Source organism: Klebsiella sp. GG_Kp173 (assembly GCF_040062415.1).
Classification (GTDB): Bacteria; Pseudomonadota; Gammaproteobacteria; order Enterobacterales; family Enterobacteriaceae; genus Klebsiella; species Klebsiella quasipneumoniae.
On the sequence record NZ_JBEAFZ010000005.1, the window covers coordinates 96,291 to 114,596 of the forward strand.

Sequence of the window (18,306 nt, forward strand, 5' to 3'; positions counted from 1 at the left end):
CCCGCCCGGTTCTCTCCTGACCTAAATCTGTGATAAACTCTTCGCGTTTTTCTGTAAGCCTATGTTGAGGTCCATCTGAACGCACCGGCACAGCTCTCTTTGCCACTGTATCTTCCTGACGACGAAACCTTCGCGAGTTTCTGGCCGGGTGATAATCCTTCCCTACTTGCTGCCCTCCAGAACGTACTGCGCCAGGAACACAGCGGGTATATTTATATCTGGTCACGTGAAGGGGCGGGTCGCAGTCACCTGTTACATGCCGCCTGCGCCGAGCTTTCCCAGCGCGGGGATGCCGTGGGCTACGTGCCGCTGGATAAACGCACCTGGTTTGTGCCGGAGGTGCTGGAGGGGATGGAACAGCTGGCGCTGGTCTGCATCGATAACATCGAGTGCGTCGCCGGGGATGAGCCCTGGGAAATGGCCATCTTTAATCTCTACAACCGGATCCTGGAATCAGGTAAAACCCGTCTGCTGATCACCGGGGACCGGCCGCCGCGGCAACTGAATCTTGGTCTGCCGGATCTCGCCTCGCGGCTTGACTGGGGGCAGATCTATAAGCTGCAGCCGCTGTCGGATGAAGACAAGCTGCAGGCCCTGCAGCTGCGCGCCAGACTGCGCGGCTTCGAGATGCCGGAGGACGTTTGCCGCTTCCTGCTGAAGCGGCTGGATCGCGAAATGCGCTCGCTGTTTATGACCCTCGATCAGCTGGATCATGCCTCGATTACCGCTCAGCGCAAGCTGACGATCCCCTTCGTGAAAGAGATCCTTAAACTCTAGTCCGCCTGCGGAGTCAGTTCCTCCTCCGTCAGCCCGGTCAACCGGGCGACCAGATCGCGCGCCAGGCCACTGTGTAGCATAGCGGCGGCGATACGCTGCGCCTCTTCCTTCCGGCCTTCCTGACGGCCCTGCGCCAGGCCCTGCGCCAGGCCCCGCTCCAGGCCTTGTTGTTCCAGATATTCCGCAATTGTCATCAACGTCTCCTTGTGCTGCGGCGTACGTAACGCCAGCTCGCGAATGAACTTGATCGGCTCTCGCGCGTTGCCTGCCTGCACCAGATAGTGCATCAGGGCTTGTACCTGCGATTCCGTCGCCAGACCAGTCAATAATAATTCGCTCAGCTTGTCGAGGAGCTGCGCCAGATCGCGTTGTCGAATATGTTTTTGCAGTAACTCCAGCGTCGCCATGCGCTGATGGGTGGCAATGTCGTCATCCGGAATGACGGTAATGTCCGCCAGCGGAAACGCCTCGTGATAAAGGTGGCCGGCCAGCTCCGGAGCGACGAATTCATCGAGCCAGCGCAGCGAGAACGGGTAGGGGCTCACCAGACCGTGGTAGAAGAGAACAGGGATCACCAGCGGCAGCCGATCGTGGCCGGCATCAAGGTGGCGCTGCATGGCGGCGATGGCGTAGCGCATCAGACGAAAGGCCATATGCCGATCGGGCGTGCTCTGGTGTTCGATAAGCGCATAAATATAGCCGTCTCCCGCCGTGGTTTTCAGGGAATACAGAATGTCGGCGTAAAAGGGACGCAGATCGTCTTCGACAAAATGCCCGGACTCGAGATGCAGCGTACGCAGATCGCACACCTTAAGCAGCGTCTCGGGCAGGTACAGCCGCAGAAAATCGCGGGCGGTATCAGGATGGGAGAGATAGCTCTTAAATACGGCATCATGAGGCGTTGAGGTTGGTTTTTTCATGTTCATCCGTCCAGTGGATTGAGCGATAGATGAACAGTAGCACTGCAAGGCGGGCGGGAGGGATTGGCGTGGAAGATCTGGAATCGGCTACGTAAAAAAGCGCCGCGATAGCGCGGCGCGGGTGGGTTAGCTTACGATCTCGAGGACTTGCTCCGGCGGTCGGCCAATACGCGCCTGGCCGCGGCTAACGACAATGGGGCGTTCGATAAGCTTAGGATTGGCGACCATCGCCTGTATCAGCGCCGCGTCGCTGAGCGCCGGGTCGGCAAGATTGAGCGATTTATACAGATCCTCTTTCTGGCGCATGAGCTCGCGGGGGCTCTCCATACCCAGCAGCTGCAGCAGTTGACGCAGCGTCCCGGCATCCGGTGGCGTCTCAAGATAAAGCACCACCTCAGGATCGATGCCGTGGCTCTTCAACAGGCTCAGCGTTTCGCGGCTCTTCGAGCAGCGTGGGTTATGGTAAATTTTTACCGCGTCGGTCATGGGGTCTCCTTACATTTTTTGGTAGGGGCGGAAGCGGGCCTGTAGCTCACGTAGCTGGTCGATGCGGGCATCGTAGCGGGCCTGCTGCAGACTACCGAGTTTCACTTGCGAGCTGGCGCTGCTGAGCAGGGAAATCGCCTGTTCCAGCTGGCCGACCAGCGCCATGCTTTCTGCCCGCGCCGCCAGCTCCTGGTCGCGATTGCCCAGGGCGCCTTCCGCCTGAGCCAGCAGGTCCCAGCCGTTGCCATCCTCTTTATAGGTAAAGGTATAACGATTCAGGATGGTCGCCGCTTCCCCGGGCTGGCCACCCTGCAGCAGGGCGTTGGCCAGGTTCAACTGCAGCACCGGATTGGTGCGCAGCTCGCGGGCGTTTTTAAGGCGGTTGATGGCGTCGCCGGTTTTCTTCTGCCCGAGGTCGATATCGGTAGCCAGATCGAGATACCAGGGATTTTGCGGATCGGCGCTGAGCAGCGGCTGCAGCGTTTTGCGCGCCTGGTCAAAGTTGTTGCTTTCCATCGCCAGCAGGGCGCGGCCATACTGCGCGGCATGCTGCTGGCGGATATTGCCTTTATCCCAGGCGTTGAGCAGATCGGTGCCCAGCTTATTGTCGCCGTTGGTGTACATTCCGAGGGTACGCGCCTTCGCCAGATAGAAGTCCGCTGAGGACTGCACGACAACCGGGCGCATCTGGTTGGCGCGGTTACGAGCATCGGCAAGCCGGCTTTCCGGCAGAGGGTGGGTGAGCAGCATTTCCGGCGGCCGCGTCGAGTAGCGCGACTCATCAAGCAGTTTACCCATAAACATCGGCATAGCCTGTGGGTCGAATCCCGAGCGTTGCAGAACCTGAATACCAATCCGGTCGGCCTCTTCTTCGTTCTGGCGGGTGAAGCTGATCATGCCCTGTTGGGTACCGGCCAGCGTCCCGGTCAGCGCCGCCATCCCGGCCTGCGGGCTGGCCATCGCCAGCAGAATTGAACCCAGCGCGCCGACCCAGGTCAGCGGCGCATTGCGCTTCTGATCTTCCATTGCGCGGGCAAGATGCCGCTGCGTAACGTGGGAAATTTCGTGCGCCATGACAGAGGCCAGTTCGCTCTCATTATCGGAATAGCGGAACAGGGCCGAGTGGAGGACCACATTGCCGCCGAAGAAGGCGAAGGCGTTGATTTGGTCGTTATTAATCAAGTAGAAGTGGAACGGGGTGCGCACCGAATTCGCATGCGAGACCAGACGCATGCCCAGCCCGTTGATGTATTGCACCAGCAGAGGGTCGTTGATCAGCGGCGCGCTGCCGCGCAGCTGGCGGACGTAGTAATCCCCCATCTGCATTTCCTGACCAATCGACAGTGTGCTTCCTGCGGAGGTCCCCATGTCCGGCAGGGTATCTGCGGAGTCAGCAAAAGCAGGGCCTAACGAACCCAGCGTCAGCGACGCGATCACGGTCGCCACCAGCGTTTTCTTCAACTGCCTGAACATAACCTCTGTCCTGTAATGTGGGTGTGCCAGTTTGACCGATTGTGCGACGCAATGTTCCCTGGCCGCATCCCAGCGAGTTTAGCTGGCGTTAGACACATTGAAAATAGGTTCTTCACGGCGGAGACGGGTTTGTCTGCTGCGCATCAAAAAGCGAAGTCTTTTTTGTGACATTTCGATACAATTCCTCCGTTTGTCGCCGCTTTGCGCTTCAGGGAAGGTTTTATGCTCGAGATGTTAATGCAGTGGTACCGCCGTCGATTCAGCGACCCTGAGGCGATAGCGCTGCTGGTTATTTTGCTTGCCGGTTTCGGCATCATGTTCTTTTTCAGCGGCCTGCTGGCCCCTTTACTGGTGGCTATCGTGCTGGCCTATTTGCTGGAGTGGCCGACCGTGCGCCTGGAGCGCATCGGTCTGTCGCGCACCTGGGCGACCTCGCTGGTGCTGATCCTCTTCGTGGGCATCCTGCTGTTGCTGGCCTTCGTGGTGCTGCCGGTGGCCTGGCAGCAGGGGATCTACCTTATCCGCGATATGCCGGGCATGCTCAACAAGCTCTCTGATTTTGCCGCCACGCTGCCGCGGCGCTATCCGGCGTTAATGGATGCCGGCATCATCGATGCGATGGCGGAAAATATGCGCACCCGGATGCTGACGGTGGGCGACTCGGTGGTCAAGTATTCTCTCGCCTCGCTGGTGGGGCTGCTTACGCTGGCGGTCTATCTGGTGCTGGTGCCGCTGATGGTCTTCTTCCTGCTGAAGGATAAAGAGCAGATGCTCAACGCGGTACGCCGCGTGCTGCCGCGCAACCGCGGCCTGGCCGGGCAGGTATGGAAGGAGATGAACCAGCAAATCACCAACTACATTCGCGGTAAGGTGCTGGAGATGATTGTCGTCAGCGTCGCCACCTGGATAGGCTTCATCCTTTTCGGCCTCAACTACTCGCTGCTGTTGGCGGTGCTGGTGGGCTTCTCGGTGCTGATCCCCTATATCGGTGCATTTGTGGTGACCATTCCGGTGGTGGGGGTGGCGCTGTTTCAGTTTGGCGCGGGCACCGAGTTCTGGAGTCTGTTCGCGGTCTATTTGATTATTCAGGGGCTGGACGGCAACCTGCTGGTCCCGGTGCTGTTCTCGGAAGCGGTGAATCTGCACCCGCTGGTGATTATCCTGTCGGTGGTGATCTTTGGCGGTTTGTGGGGGTTCTGGGGCGTCTTCTTCGCCATTCCGCTGGCCACGTTGATTAAAGCGGTGGTGCATGCCTGGCCGGATGGCCTGGTGGTCGACGACGACTAAGGCATTGAGGATAAAAAAAGACGCCGGGCGAGGTTCTCTCACCCGGCGTCTTGCTTTGCATCAGGCGTTTTCTTTCAGCCAGTTCAGCACCACGTCGTGGTGATTGCTGGTTTTGAAGTCATCAAAGACGTGTTCGATTTTGCCATCGGCATCGACGAGGAAGCTGATACGGTGGATCCCGTCGTAGGTTTTCCCCATAAAGGATTTTTCGCCCCAGACGCCAAACTGCTCGCAAACCTGATGGTTTTCATCAGACAGCAGCGTAAAGTTCAGCAGCTCTTTTTCGGCGAAGCGGGAGAGCTTTTCCGGTTTATCGGTGCTGATGCCCAGCACTTCCACACCGGCTTTCTTCAGGTCGTCCATGTTGTCGCGCAAGCCGCACGCCTGGACGGTGCAGCCCGGGGTCATGGCCTTCGGGTAAAAATAAACCAGGACACGCTGTCCCTGGAAGTCGGTTAAATTTACTTCCTCGCCGTCCTGGTCCGGTAAGCTAAATTTCGGTGCAAGATCACCGGCTTTCAGTGGGGTCATGGGTTAAACTCCATCCTGTTCATCATGCTGTGAATAATTAACGATGTTAATACTGCCTTGTGCGTTGAGTTCTGTACATAGGGCTTTGAACGCTTGTTCGATATTTGCTGCATTTTGCGTCGCAGGACTGTGGGCAGTTATCTGAATAAAAAGCTGCGCGGAATCACCGTCTCCCGGCTGCGTGCGGGAAACCAGTTCCGCGATATTCATATTCCATGTATCGCACAGGGCAGTGAAGCGCTCGATGATATGCGGTGAGTCCGGCACCTCAACCTGGACCCAGACGGTGTTTGGCATGGCCTGCGGGGGGCGCGCGGTGGTGCGTTTCATCACGATCAACAGCTCCAGCTCCGCGCCTTTCAGCGGCAGGGTTGATTCGATCAGGTTAATCGCATTCCACGACCCGGAAAGCAGCATGATAAACGTAAACTCATCACCGAGCATGGCCAGCCGGCTGTCTTCGATATTACAACCGCAGCTGCTGACGTGGCGAGTGATCGTATTCACGATGCCGGGACGGTCAGCCCCCAGGGCGGTAATAACCAGATAGTGTTGTAATGAGGCTGTCAAACCTGTTCTTCCTTTAAAAAGGTGAGGTAACATTAGGAAAGCATAAAAAAAACCGCCATACAACATCCCTGATGGCGTCGGGTCTCTTGCTTTTATTGCAGCTCCAAACGTAACATTGAGAATCTTGTCGCACTTCTGCTCTGAGGATGGCCCATGTTCACGGGAAGTATTGTAGCGCTTGTCACGCCGATGGATGAAAACGGTAATGTCTGCCGGACAAGCCTGAAAAAACTGATTGATTACCATGTCGCCAACGGAACCTCGGCGATCGTTTCGGTAGGGACTACCGGTGAATCCGCAACGCTGAGCCATGAAGAGCATGGCGACGTGGTGATGATGACGCTGGAACTGGCTGACGGGCGTATCCCGGTGATCGCTGGAACGGGAGCCAATGCAACCGCAGAGGCGATTAGCCTGACCAAGCGTTTTAACGACAGCGGCGTTGTCGGCTGCCTGACGGTCACTCCTTATTATAACCGTCCTACCCAGGAAGGCCTGTTCCAGCACTTTAAAGCTATCGCCGAACATACTGACCTGCCGCAAATTCTGTATAATGTGCCGTCCCGTACCGGTTGCGATATGCTGCCGGAAACCGTTGGCCGTCTGGCGGAAATTAAAAATATTGTCGGTATTAAGGAAGCAACAGGGAACTTAAGTCGCGTTCACCAGATCAAAGAGCTGGTTTCAGACGACTTTATTCTGCTCAGCGGTGACGATGCGACCGGTATGGACTTCATGCAGCTCGGCGGCGTGGGCGTGATTTCCGTCACCGCCAACGTGGCGGCGCGCGAAATGGCCGACATGTGCCGTCTGGCGCTGGCGGGTCAATTTGCCGAAGCCCGGGCGATTAACCAGCGTCTGATGCCATTGCATACAAAATTATTTGTCGAACCCAATCCTATCCCGGTGAAATGGGGATGCAAGGCGTTGGGTCTTGTGGCGACCGATACGCTGCGCTTGCCGATGACGCCTATCACCGACCAGGGTCGTGAAGCCGTTACCGCCGCGCTGAAGCATGCCGGTTTGCTGTAAAGTTTAGGGAGATTTGATGGCTTACTCAGTACAGAAGTCGCGCCTGGCGAAGGTTGCGGGTGTTTCGCTGGTTCTACTCCTCGCGGCCTGTAGTTCCGACTCGCGCTATAAGCGTCAGGTGAGCGGTGATGAGGCCTATTTACAGGCGTCACCGTTGAGCGAACTTCACGCGCCGGCGGGGATGATCCTGCCGATTCAGGTGGGTGATTATAACATTCCGGTGGCCAACAGCACCGGCGCGGTCGGCAAGGCGCTGGACATTCGCCCGCCGGCGCAGCCGCTGGCATTGGTTAGCGGCGCCCGCACCCAGTTCAACGGCGATACCGCGACGCTGATGGTCGAGAACGGCCGCAGCGGTTCGCTGTGGGCGCAGGTTACCAGCATTCTTCAGTCGAAGAACTACGTTATCGCCAAGCGCGATGATGCGAGCCAGACGCTGAACACCGACTGGGTTGAGTGGAACCGTCTTGATGAAGATCAGCAGTATCGCGGTCGTTATCAAATCTCCGTCAAACCGCAGGGCTATCAGCAAGCGGTGGTGGTCAAGCTGGTGAATCTGGAGCAGGCGGGTAAACCGGTTGCCGATCCGGCGTCACTGCAGCGCTACAGCACCGCCATGCTGAACGTCATTTCGGAAGGCCTGGACATGAACGCCACCAGCGCCCAGAACGCCGCCCAGCGCAGCGCGGGCGCGACCTTCGACGTGCAGAGCGCTGCCGACGATACGGGTCTGCCGATGCTCGTTGTTCGCGCGCCGTTTAACATGGTGTGGCAGCGTCTGCCAGGCGCCCTCGAGAAAGTGGGGATGAAAGTGACCGACAGCACGCGCTCTCAGGGCAGCATGGCGCTGACCTACAAGCCGCTGTCTGACAGCAGCTGGCAGGAGCTGGGCGCACGCGACCCGCAGCTGGCCTCCGGTGACTACAAACTTCAGGTCGGCGATCTCGATAACCGCAGTAGCCTGCAGTTCATCGACCCGAAAGGCCACACCCTGACGCAGTCGCAAAATGACGCCCTGGTAGCCGTATTCCAGGCCGCATTTAACAAGTAAACGAAAGGGCTGGAGCAATCCGGCCCTTTTAATATATAGTGACGCAAACGTGTGCGTATACACATCATCCTTCAAATTGCCTCTTTGTTGGCCGCCTTCGTTCACCCCAGTCACTTACTTTTGTAAGCTCCTGGGGATTCGCTCAGTTGCCGCCTCGATGCACTTTGAATGATTTTGTGTATAGGTGGAAACGTATTTTTAGGCTCAATATCACTGGAGTAGTGAAAGATGAAAAAGCAAGCTGAGTTGTATCGTGGTAAGGCGAAGACAGTATACAGCACCGATAATCCGGACCTGCTGGTACTGGAATTCCGTAACGATACGTCAGCAGGTGATGGCGCGCGCATCGAGCAGTTCGATCGTAAAGGCATGGTGAATAACAAGTTCAACCACTTCATTATGAGCAAACTGGCAGAAGCGGGCATCCCTACCCAGATGGAAGCGCTGCTCTCCGATACCGAATGCCTGGTAAAAAAACTGGATATGGTGCCGGTGGAGTGCGTGGTGCGTAACCGTGCGGCAGGCTCGCTGGTAAAACGTTTAGGCATTGAAGAAGGAATCGAGCTGAATCCGCCGCTGTTCGATCTGTTCCTGAAAAACGATGCCATGCACGATCCGATGGTCAACGACTCCTATTGCGAAACCTTCGGCTGGGTGAGCAAAGAGAATCTGGCGCGGATGCGCGAGCTGACCTACAAAGCCAACGACGTGCTGAAAAAGCTGTTCGATGACGCCGGTCTGATTCTGGTGGACTTTAAGCTGGAGTTTGGTCTGTTCAAAGGCGAAGTGGTCCTGGGCGATGAGTTTTCGCCGGACGGCAGCCGCCTGTGGGACAAAAACACCCTCGATAAAATGGACAAAGACCGCTTCCGCCAGAGCCTTGGCGGCCTGATCGAAGCCTACGAAGAAGTGGCTCATCGCCTGGGCGTTAAGCTCGACTAACCCGCCCGCCGCCAGAAGATGGCCTCATCTTCTGGCGTCTCTTGCTGTTTCCTGTGGTAATCCTGTGCTGAACCGCCTACGATCTCTGCTATTGATACATAACAGGGAATGAGGTGCTTATGCGCTGGCAAGGGCGTCGCGAAAGCGACAATGTTGAAGATCGACGTGGACAATCAGGCTCGCCGTTTGGCGGCGGCGGGGGCGGCGGCTTCCGTCTGCCGAGCGGGAAGGGCGGCATTGTACTGCTGATTATTGTGCTGGTGGCGGGCTATTACGGCGTGGATTTGACCGGCATGCTGACCGGCGAACCGATGCCGCAGCAGCAGACCTCCACGCAGCGCTCCATCAGTCCGAAAGACGATGAAGCGGCGAAGTTTACTTCGGTGATCCTGGCCACCACCGAAGATACCTGGGGACCGATTTTTGAAAAGATGGGCCGCCAGTACCCTCAGCCAAAGCTGGCGCTCTACCGCGGCGCGACCCGTACCGGCTGCGGTACCGGCCAGTCGGTGATGGGGCCGTTCTACTGTCCTGCCGACAGTACGGTCTATATCGACCTGTCATTCTACGATGAGATGAAAAATAAACTGGGCGCCGATGGCGATTTTGCCCAGGGGTACGTCATTGCCCATGAAGTGGGTCATCACGTACAAAAACTGCTGGGCATTGAGCCGAAGGTTCGCCAGCAACAGCAGCATGCCACCGAGGCCGAAGCCAACCGGCTGTCGGTTAAGATGGAGCTACAGGCAGACTGCTTCGCCGGCGTCTGGGGGCATAATATGCAGCAGCAGGATATTCTGGAAACCGGCGATCTGCAGGAGGCGTTAAACGCCGCCGAGGCCATCGGCGACGACCGTCTGCAGCAGCAGAGCCAGGGGCGGGTGGTACCGGACAGCTTTACCCACGGCACCTCGAAACAGCGCTACACCTGGTTCAAACGCGGTTTCGACAGCGGCGACCCGGCACAGTGCAATACCTTCGGCAGCGCGCTGTAATCGCCCCTGATGATGGACGCGCTGCTTGACCTCACCGCGCAGATGGCGCGGGAGGGGATTCGCCGCCTGCTGGTGCTCAGCGGCGACGAGGCCTGGACGCTGCAGCAGGCGCAGGCGCTGCGGGAGAGGCTCGCCGGCGATGGCCTGTGGGTGGGCTCCGAGCCGGTTTCTGCCCCCGGCGTGGCGCCTGGCGCCCTGAAGACGCTGCTGGGGCGGGAAGTGATGCACGCCTTTTTCGATGCCCGGCGCGGGTTTGATGTGGCCGCCCTGGCGGCCCTGAGCGGTACGCTGCGGGCGGGAAGCTGGCTGGTGCTGCTGACGCCCTCTTTCGCCGACTGGCCATCCCGGGTGGATGAGGACTCCCTGCGCTGGAGCGATACGCCCGACCCGATCTCTACCCCCAATTTTGTTCTCCGCTGCTGTCGGCAGTTTATCGCCGACCCCGAGGTGCTGCTCTGGCGGCAGTCGGACTCGCCGCGGCTCCCTCTGGCCGTCCGGCGCCCTGACTGGCATCCCGCCGATGGTCACCCGCTGGCCGAACAGGCGGCGATCCTTGGGCAATTATTGCGTCTGCCGCCTGGTATCGCAGCGGTGACGGCTGAACGAGGGCGAGGCAAATCCGCCCTCGCGGGCATGCTGCTGCGCCAGCTCGCGGGCGAGGCCATCGTCACCGCCCCGACCCGCAGCGCCGTCGACGTCCTGGCGAGCTTTGCCGGCGAGGCGTTTCGCTTTATGGCTCCTGATGCGCTGCTGTCGTCGAAGGAAAAGGCGTCCTGGCTGATTGTCGATGAGGCTGCGGCCATACCGGCTCCGCTTCTCCGGCAGCTGGTTAGCCGTTTTCCCCGCACGCTACTTACCACGACGGTGCAGGGTTATGAGGGCACCGGTCGCGGGTTCCTGCTGAAATTTTGCGCCAGCCTGCCCCATCTGCAATTGTTCAGCCTGAGTGCGCCGATCCGCTGGGCCGCAGGCTGCCCGCTGGAGTCGGCCATCAGCCAGCTGCTGATCTTCAGCGATGAGGCATTTCGCGACGCGCCGACGGGGGAGGTAGTCCTGGAGGCGGTCAATCAGTCCAGCTGGCAAACGCGGCCGGCGCTGCCGGAGGCGATGTACCAGCTGTTGTCCGGGGCGCATTACCGCACTTCTCCTCTCGATCTGCGGCGCATGATGGACGCTCCAGGCCAGGCTTTCCGCTGCGCTCGCGCCGGCGGTGCGGTGGCGGGCGCCCTATGGCTGGTGGCCGAAGGGGGACTTTCTCCCGAACTCAGCCGGGCGGTGTGGGCGGGTTTTCGCCGGCCGCGCGGGAACCTGGTCGCCCAGTCGCTGGCGGCGCATGGCGGCACTCCCCTGGCGGCGACCCTGCGCGGGCTGCGGGTCAGTCGGATCGCCATCCACCCCGCCCGCCAGCGCGAAGGGCTGGGGCAACAGATGATTGCCGATATCGCCGCCGATGCCGTAGGTTATGATTATCTCTCCGTCAGCTTTGGCTATACCCCTGAGCTGTGGCGCTTCTGGCAACGCTGTGGGTTTTTTCTCGTGCGGCTGGGCACCCATCGCGAGGCCAGCAGCGGGTGCTATACCGCGATGGCTCTGTTCCCGCTGACTGCAGCGGGGCATCAGCTCGCGCAACGGGAGGCACAGCGGCTACAGCGTGATGAATACTGGCTGCGCCCGTGGCGGCAAGCGTCCGCGCCGCTGCCGGCCGTTTCAGGGGCTATGCTTAGTGATGAGGACTGGCTGGAAGCGGCGAGCTTTGCCTTCGCCCATCGCCCGCTGGCCGCGGCGCTGGGTTGCCTCAATCGCCTGCTGTTGCAGGTCGACATCCCGTTGCCGGCCCTGCGCGGGCGTCTGCAGGGGGAAGAAGAGGCCGAACTCTGCGCCGCGCTGCAGCTAACAGGGCGTAAAGCCCTGCTGGCGAGATGGCGTCAGGAGGCCGCTGACGCCTTGCGCTTCCTCGATGCAGCGCGCGCCGAGGCGCTGCATCAGCAGGTGGCGAACCTGCAATTTTTTTAACTAACTCATTCAGTTAAATGGCATGGTCATATCTGGCGAGCGGCGTACACTGCCCGCATACACTAAGGAGACAGCCATGAAACACGATCATTTTATTGTTCAAAGCCCTGTGACGCCTGCGCAACAGCTGTTGCTGCTGTTTCATGGCGTGGGGGATAACCCGGTCTCCATGGGGCAAATTGGCAGCTGGTTCGCGCCGCAGTTTCCTGATGCGCTGATCGTGAGCATTGGCGGGGTGGAGCCTTGCGGCCCTGACGGTCGGCAGTGGTTTTCGGTGCAGGGAGTGACGGAAGAGAATCGTCAGCAGCGTATCGACGCCATTATGCCGACCTTTATTGAAATTGTGCGCTACTGGCAGGAAAAGAGCGGCATCAGCCCGCTGGCCACCGCGCTGATCGGCTTCTCTCAGGGGGCGATCATGTCGCTGGAGAGCATCAAAGCGGCGCCGGATCTGGCTTCGCGGGTGATCGCCTTTAATGGCCGCTACGCGACGCTACCGGTTACCGCAACGACGGCCACCACCATTCACCTGATCCACGGTGGTGACGATCGGGTTATCGATCTGGCGTGGGCGGTGTCGGCACAGGAGGCGCTGTTGCAGGCGGGGGGCGACGTGACCTTAGATATTGTGGACGATCTGGGGCATGCCATTGACGATCGCAGCATGCAGTTCGCGATCGAGCGACTGCGCTATACCGTGCCGAAGCACTATTTTGATGAGGCGCTGAGCGGCAGTACGCCGAAAGGGGACGATATCATCGAAATGCTGTAACCCCGGCGGGCGGGGTTACAGGCGGGCGCTACCGGGATAACGGCAAACTTACGGTTTCTTCGACTGGTCGTGCTTCGGCCAGTCGTCGTCATCGTCCCATTTATCGTTAAAATCACGGTGCGGCGGCAGATCGGGTTTGTTGTTGAGGAATTTTTTGTGGTCAACGCGGTTTAGATCTTTAATCACGTTGATAATTACCCCCACCAAAAAGACCAGCACCAGAATCCACCAGTGTTTAATAAGCCATTCCATGCGCGCTTCCTCTTTACGTCAGTACGTCAGGCGACCAGCTGTTCCATTACGCGTTGATACATCCGCGCCAGCAGCTGCAGGTCGGCGGCGTTCACACATTCATTAATTTTGTGAATCGTGGCGTTCACGGGGCCCAGCTCAACCACCTGCGCCCCCATGCGCGCGATAAACCGTCCGTCTGAGGTGCCGCCGTTGGTTAACAGCTGCGGTTTGATCTCATTATAGTGCTCAATGGCATTGACGACCGCATCCACCAGCTTGCCCCGTCCGGTAAGGAACGGCTGTCCGGAGAGCCACCACTCCACGCTGTAACGCAGCTGGTATTTTTCCAGCAGGGCGACCACCCGGGCTTTGATCGTCTCGTCAGTCAGTTCCGTACTGAAGCGGAAGTTGAACTGGACGAACATATCGCCAGGGATCACGTTGTTGCTGCCGGTACCGGACTGCACGTTGGCAATCTGCATGCTGGTCGGCGGGAAGTATTCATTGCCTTTATCCCACTCGATATTGACCAGCTCCGCCAGCATCGGCGCGGCGCGATGGACGGGGTTATCGGCAAGGTGCGGATAGGCGACATGGCCCTGTACGCCGTGAATGGTCAGGTTGCAGGTCAGCGAGCCGCGGCGGCCGTTTTTCACCACATCGCCGACCACTTCGGTACTGGAGGGTTCGCCGACCAGACAGTAGTCCAGACGCTCGTTACGCGCCATCAGCGTCTCCACCACTTTGACGGTGCCGTTTTTCGCGCTGGCCTCTTCATCAGAGGTGATCAAAAACGCCAGCCGGCCCCGATGGTTCGGGTACTGCGCGACAAAACGCTCTGCGGCAACCACCATCGCCGCCAGCGAGCCTTTCATATCCGCCGCCCCGCGGCCAAACAGCATCCCGTCGCGGATGGTAGGTTCGAACGGTGGATTGATCCAGCGGTCGGCGTCGCCTGCCGGGACCACGTCGGTGTGGCCGGCGAAGGCCAGCGTCTCGCCGTGGCCGCGCCAGGCCCAGAAGTTCTGCGTATCGCCGAAATCCATCGGTTCAACGGTAAAGCCGATCGCACGCAGGCGTTCAATCATTAACGCCTGGCATCCCGCATCATCGGGGCTAAGGGAAGGGCGGCGAATAAGCTGCTGAGCCAGCTCAATGACCGGGCAAGACATAGACTATACCTCGTTAAACTGCTGATAACTTGCTTCACTAAAACCCAGCAGCATAGGACGACCGGGCGCGCAGAGCAATGGGCGTTTGATGATCGCCGGCATTTCCAGCATCAATGCGGCGGCGGCATCGGCATTATCGATGCTGTTGCGCAGCGATTCGTCCAGTTTGCGCCAGGTGGTGCCGCGGGTGTTCAGCAGCGCCTGCCAGCCCAGTTCGGCAATAAAGGTATCCAGTTGCGCGCGGTCGAGGCCATCGGCGCGGTAGTCATGGAAGCGATAGTCAATTTGATGTGCTTCCAGCCAGCGGCGGGCTTTTTTAATAGTATCGCAGTTTTTAATTCCGTACATGGTGAGCATAGATAAACCTTTAACATTCAATTAAGCGGGTAACTCAGATATTTCCGAATATATAAGCCTTATTGAAATAATACGTGATTCAGATGAATAAATATAACTTTTTACCAGGTAACTTATGCAATGCGTTAGGGTGATTAAAATTCGCCCAATCGCGGGCATGATGTGAGGCCAATAACAATATGACTAAAATGTTGCCTGATGGTGCTCTGTGTCACATAATTTTTACATACGAGACGGCATAGTGGCGGCAACCAGAGGTTTTATCTCTGTCAGCGGTCCACAAGACAATCAGAGCAATAGGGGAGCACAACTTCCCATCAGCAATGAAGTTATATAGAATCGACCATAATAATAAGAGAGGCTATTATGATTGAACATGAACTGGGGAACTGGAAAGATTTTATTGAAGGCATGCTTCGTAAATAAATTTCCGCAATGTGAGCAGGGGAATAACGCGACGTAAATAAGCGCGTCATGGTTCTGAACACATAAAGAAGGCGACCATCCAGGTCGCCTTTTCTGTTATTACGGCTCGCCGCCGTCGCCCGACGGTTTATTGCGGACGCTCCTTCAGCGGAAAGCGGCGACGGACCAGCACAAAGAACAGCGGTACGAAAAAGATGGCCAGCACGGTGGCGGAGATCATCCCGCCCATCACCCCGGTGCCGACCGCATGCTGGCTGCCGGAACCGGCGCCGGTACTGGTGGCCATCGGCAGCACGCCGAAGATAAACGCCAGCGAGGTCATCAGGATAGGGCGCAGGCGCTGACGGCAGGCCGACAGCGTGGCGCTGAGCAGATCTTGGCCTTTCTCGTTAAGCTCATTGGCGAACTCGACGATCAGAATGGCGTTTTTCGCCGACAGGCCGATCACCGTCAACAGGCCCACCTGAAAGTAAACGTCGTTCTCCAGGCCGCGCATCCAGGTCGCCAGCAGAGCGCCAATCACCCCGAGCGGAACCACCAGCATCACCGAGAACGGCACCGACCAGCTCTCGTACAGCGCCGCCAGGCACAGGAACACCACCAGCAGGGAAATCGCGTACAGGGCCGGCGCCTGAGCGCCGGAGAGGCGTTCCTGATAGGACATGGCGGTCCATTCGAGGCCAAAGCCGGTCGGCAGCTGCGCGGCCAGCTTCTCCATCATGTCCATCGCGGTACCGGTACTGATGCCCGGCGCCGCTTCACCGACGATCTCCACCGCCGAGTAGCCATTGTAGCGCTCCAGGCGCGGCGAACCGGTCTCCCAGCGCGAGGTGGCGAAGGCCGAGAACGGCACCATCGTGCCGCTGCTGTTGCGGACGTACCAGAGATTGATATCGTCAGGCAGCATCCGATATTTCGCCGCCGCCTGGACGTAGACTTTCTTTACCCTCCCGCGATCCATAAAGTCGTTGACGTAGCTCGACCCCCAGGCGGTTTGCAGCGTATCGTTGATGTCGTCAATGGAGACGCCCAGCGCCTGAGCTTTACGCTGATCGATATCGACCTGCAGCTGCGGGCTGTCGTCGAGCCCGTTATGCCGGACGCGGGTCAACAGCGGGTTTTTAGCCGCCAGCTCAAGCAGCGTATCGCGCGCCGCCATCAGCGCATCGTGCCCCTTACCGGCGTGATCTTCCAGCTCCATGTCGAAGCCTGCCGAACTGCCGAGGCCGCTGATTGCCGGCGGGCTGCTGGCGATGACCCGGGCTTCGTTGATCTGATTAAACGCTTTGGTGGCGCGTTCAATAATGGCAAAGGAGGAGCCGGTTTGCGGATCGCGCTGGTCCCAGTCTTTGAGGCGCACAAACATGCGGGCTACGTTCTGCCCGTTGCCGCCGGGGCCGGAGCCAACGGTAGCGAACACTGACTCGACGTTCTGCTTCTCGTTATTGAGGAAGTAATCTTCCGCTTTCTGTACCACTTTCAGCGTCTGCTGTTGGGTGCTGCCGCTCGGCAACTGTACCGAGGTGGTGAACATCCCCCGATCCTCCAGCGGCAGGAACGAAGTGGGCAGATGCAGGAACAGGAATACCATCCCGCCGAGCAGGACGATGTAGATCAGCATCCAGCGCAGCGAGCGGTGAAGGATCTTGCCGACGAAAGTTTCATAGCGGCTGGCGCTGCGGTTAAAGGTGCGGTTGAACCAGCCGAAGAAGCCTTTTCGCTCATGGGATTCACCTGGTTTAATCGGCTTGAGCAGGGTAGCGCAAAGGGCCGGGGTGAGGATCATGGCCACCAGCACCGAGAGGACCATCGCCGCGACGATAGTAATAGAGAACTGGCGATAGATAGCGCCGGTGGTGCCGCCGAAGAAGGCCATCGGCACAAACACCGCCGACAGCACCATCGCGATCCCCACCAGCGCGCCCTGAATTTGTCCCATCGATTTGCGGGTGGCCTCCCGCGGCGACAGGCCTTCCTCGCTCATGATGCGCTCAACGTTCTCCACCACCACGATGGCGTCATCCACCAGCAGGCCGATCGCCAGCACCATCGCGAACATCGTCAGGGTGTTGATGCTGTAACCACAGGCATAGAGCACCGCGAAGGTGCCCATCAGCACCACCGGTACGGCGATGGTCGGGATCAGAGTGGCGCGGAAGTTCTGCAGGAAAAGATACATCACGAGGAAAACCAGCAGGATCGCCTCCAGCAGGGTTTTCACCACGTCGGTAATAGAAGCCTTCACGAAGGAGGTGGTCTCGTAGGCGACTTTATATTCCAGCCCGTGCGGGAAATACTGCGAGAGCTCATTGAGGCGAGCGATCACACGCTCCGCGGTGGCCATTTCGTTGGCGCCGGAGGCGAGCTTAATTCCCAGGCCAGAGGCGGCCTGGCGGTTGTAGCGGCTAAGATAGTCATACTTCTCCGCCCCCATCTCCACGGTAGCGACATCGCCGAGGGTCACCTCTGAGCCATCCTGATTGACGCGCAGGGTGATATTGCGGAACTGTTCGGGGGTTTGCAGCAGAGATTGCGCGTTGATGGTGGCGTTCAGCGCCTGCTTATCCACGGAAGGCGTGCCGCCGAGCTGGCCGACGGCAATCTGGGCGTTCTGCGAACTGATAGCGTCGGTAACATCCTTGGTGGTCAGCTGGAAGCTATTGAGCTTTGCCGGATCGAGCCAGATGCGCATTGAGTATTGCGAGCCGTAGGCGTCGATATCCCCCACGCCGTTGACGCGACTGAGCGGGTCCTGAATGTTACTGGCGACGTAGTCGGCGATATCCTGTTTATCCATACTGCCGTCGGTGGAGACGAAGGCGAGGGTCAGGATATTGGTATCGCCGGTCTTGCGTACCGTAACCCCCTGGTTTTGCACCGCCTGCGGCAGTTTACGCATCGCCGACTGCAGCTGGTTTTGCACCTGCTGTACCGCTTCGTCCGGGTCGGTACCGGCGGTAAAACTGAGGGTGATGGTCGCCTGGCCGGTGGCGCTGCTTTGGGATGACATATACATCAGGTTATCGAGGCCAGTCATATTCTGTTCGATAACCTGGGTGACGGTATTCTCCAGGGTTTGTGCGGAGGCGCCAGGATAGTTGGCTGTAACCCGTACATTCGGCGGGGCCAGATCGGGATACTGTTCAACTGGCAGCGACAAAATGGCAAGGGTGCCCGTCAGGCATAACAGGATTGCCAGCACCCACGCAAAAATGGGGCGATCGATAAAGAAATTCGCCATCAGAATGAAAACCTCATATGCACATGT

The 18,306-nt window shown here is 58.7% G+C and carries 19 protein-coding genes; 10 read left to right on the forward strand and 9 right to left on the reverse strand.

Features of this window, described 5'->3' with window-relative positions; all coding sequences use genetic code 11:
- Positions 1-75 precede the first annotated feature (75 nt).
- On the forward strand, positions 76-777 hold the full coding sequence (locus ABLU50_RS05315) for a DnaA inactivator Hda (RefSeq protein ID WP_020947395.1): 702 nt from the start codon (positions 76-78) through the stop codon (positions 775-777).
- Here the strand turns inward: ABLU50_RS05315 and ABLU50_RS05320 are convergent.
- The 3 genes from ABLU50_RS05320 to bepA form a co-directional block, all read right to left on the reverse strand.
- Positions 774-1,697 (reverse strand): Rpn family recombination-promoting nuclease/putative transposase, encoded by a 924-nt coding sequence (locus ABLU50_RS05320; protein WP_032456455.1) that lies wholly within the window; start codon positions 1,695-1,697, stop codon positions 774-776. The two genes, ABLU50_RS05315 and ABLU50_RS05320, sit on opposite strands and share 4 nt — an antisense overlap.
- Before the next feature lie 126 nt (positions 1,698-1,823).
- Positions 1,824-2,183 carry an arsenate reductase (glutaredoxin) gene (gene arsC, locus ABLU50_RS05325; protein WP_004201931.1) on the reverse strand — a complete coding sequence of 120 codons (360 nt, stop codon included), beginning with the start codon at positions 2,181-2,183 and terminating at the stop codon, positions 1,824-1,826.
- Between the two features lie 9 nt (positions 2,184-2,192).
- Complete coding sequence (gene bepA, locus ABLU50_RS05330) at positions 2,193-3,656, reverse strand: beta-barrel assembly-enhancing protease (protein ID WP_004201932.1); 1,464 nt, start codon at positions 3,654-3,656, stop codon at positions 2,193-2,195.
- Positions 3,657-3,707: 51 nt separating this feature from the next.
- Here bepA and ABLU50_RS05335 point away from each other — a divergent pair, with 51 nt between their 5' ends.
- Positions 3,708-3,824 (forward strand): hypothetical protein, encoded by a 117-nt coding sequence (locus tag ABLU50_RS05335; RefSeq protein ID WP_032425793.1) that lies wholly within the window; start codon positions 3,708-3,710, stop codon positions 3,822-3,824.
- Between the two features lie 54 nt (positions 3,825-3,878).
- The gene (locus tag ABLU50_RS05340; RefSeq protein WP_004201933.1) at positions 3,879-4,943 is read left to right on the forward strand and encodes an AI-2E family transporter; all 1,065 of its coding nucleotides are present in this window, start codon (positions 3,879-3,881) and stop codon (positions 4,941-4,943) included.
- A gap of 60 nt (positions 4,944-5,003) precedes the next feature.
- Here the strand turns inward: ABLU50_RS05340 and bcp are convergent, their stop codons facing one another.
- A complete protein-coding gene (gene bcp / locus ABLU50_RS05345) occupies positions 5,004-5,474 on the reverse strand; it encodes a thioredoxin-dependent thiol peroxidase (protein WP_004201935.1) in 471 nt (156 codons plus the stop codon).
- A gap of 3 nt (positions 5,475-5,477) precedes the next feature.
- A complete protein-coding gene (locus ABLU50_RS05350) occupies positions 5,478-6,044 on the reverse strand; it encodes a glycine cleavage system transcriptional repressor (protein ID WP_002913804.1) in 567 nt (188 codons plus the stop codon).
- 153 nt (positions 6,045-6,197) lie between these two features.
- Between ABLU50_RS05350 and dapA the strand changes: the two genes are divergently transcribed.
- The 6 genes from dapA (at position 6,198) to ypfH (ending at position 12,849) form a co-directional block, all read left to right on the forward strand.
- Positions 6,198-7,076 (forward strand): 4-hydroxy-tetrahydrodipicolinate synthase, encoded by an 879-nt coding sequence (gene dapA, locus ABLU50_RS05355; RefSeq protein WP_017900447.1) that lies wholly within the window; start codon positions 6,198-6,200, stop codon positions 7,074-7,076.
- A gap of 16 nt (positions 7,077-7,092) precedes the next feature.
- A complete protein-coding gene (gene bamC, locus ABLU50_RS05360; protein ID WP_004201942.1) occupies positions 7,093-8,127 on the forward strand; it encodes an outer membrane protein assembly factor BamC in 1,035 nt (344 codons plus the stop codon).
- Between the two features lie 228 nt (positions 8,128-8,355).
- Positions 8,356-9,069 carry a phosphoribosylaminoimidazolesuccinocarboxamide synthase gene (gene purC, locus ABLU50_RS05365; protein ID WP_002913801.1) on the forward strand — a complete coding sequence of 238 codons (714 nt, stop codon included), beginning with the start codon at positions 8,356-8,358 and terminating at the stop codon, positions 9,067-9,069.
- A 119-nt stretch (positions 9,070-9,188) separates the two neighbouring features.
- Positions 9,189-10,064, forward strand: coding sequence for a neutral zinc metallopeptidase (locus ABLU50_RS05370; RefSeq protein ID WP_087832046.1), 876 nt, complete (start codon positions 9,189-9,191; stop codon positions 10,062-10,064).
- Positions 10,065-10,073: 9 nt separating this feature from the next.
- Positions 10,074-12,077 carry a GNAT family N-acetyltransferase gene (locus ABLU50_RS05375; protein WP_087832047.1) on the forward strand — a complete coding sequence of 668 codons (2,004 nt, stop codon included), beginning with the start codon at positions 10,074-10,076 and terminating at the stop codon, positions 12,075-12,077.
- Between the two features lie 76 nt (positions 12,078-12,153).
- Entirely contained in the window at positions 12,154-12,849 is a 696-nt protein-coding gene (ypfH, locus tag ABLU50_RS05380) for an esterase (RefSeq protein ID WP_023318858.1), read from the forward strand.
- A 48-nt stretch (positions 12,850-12,897) separates the two neighbouring features.
- Here the strand turns inward: ypfH and ABLU50_RS05385 are convergent, their stop codons facing one another.
- From ABLU50_RS05385 to ABLU50_RS05395, 3 genes are read right to left on the reverse strand one after another with little or no spacing between them, the layout of a single operon-like run.
- On the reverse strand, positions 12,898-13,101 hold the full coding sequence (locus ABLU50_RS05385; protein ID WP_002913768.1) for a YpfN family protein: 204 nt from the start codon (positions 13,099-13,101) through the stop codon (positions 12,898-12,900).
- A 26-nt stretch (positions 13,102-13,127) separates the two neighbouring features.
- Positions 13,128-14,255 (reverse strand): succinyl-diaminopimelate desuccinylase, encoded by a 1,128-nt coding sequence (gene dapE / locus ABLU50_RS05390; RefSeq protein ID WP_004201953.1) that lies wholly within the window; start codon positions 14,253-14,255, stop codon positions 13,128-13,130.
- A gap of 3 nt (positions 14,256-14,258) precedes the next feature.
- Positions 14,259-14,612: an ArsC family reductase gene (locus tag ABLU50_RS05395; RefSeq protein WP_023290610.1), complete on the reverse strand. Its 354-nt coding sequence runs from the start codon at positions 14,610-14,612 to the stop codon at positions 14,259-14,261.
- A gap of 366 nt (positions 14,613-14,978) precedes the next feature.
- Between ABLU50_RS05395 and ypfM the strand changes: the two genes are divergently transcribed.
- Positions 14,979-15,038: a protein YpfM gene (ypfM, locus tag ABLU50_RS05400; protein WP_100181659.1), complete on the forward strand. Its 60-nt coding sequence runs from the start codon at positions 14,979-14,981 to the stop codon at positions 15,036-15,038.
- Positions 15,039-15,165: 127 nt separating this feature from the next.
- On the opposite strand, the gene acrD is transcribed toward ypfM, so the two are convergent.
- Entirely contained in the window at positions 15,166-18,279 is a 3,114-nt protein-coding gene (gene acrD / locus ABLU50_RS05405) for a multidrug efflux RND transporter permease AcrD (protein ID WP_004201959.1), read from the reverse strand.
- Positions 18,280-18,306: the final 27 nt, after the last annotated feature.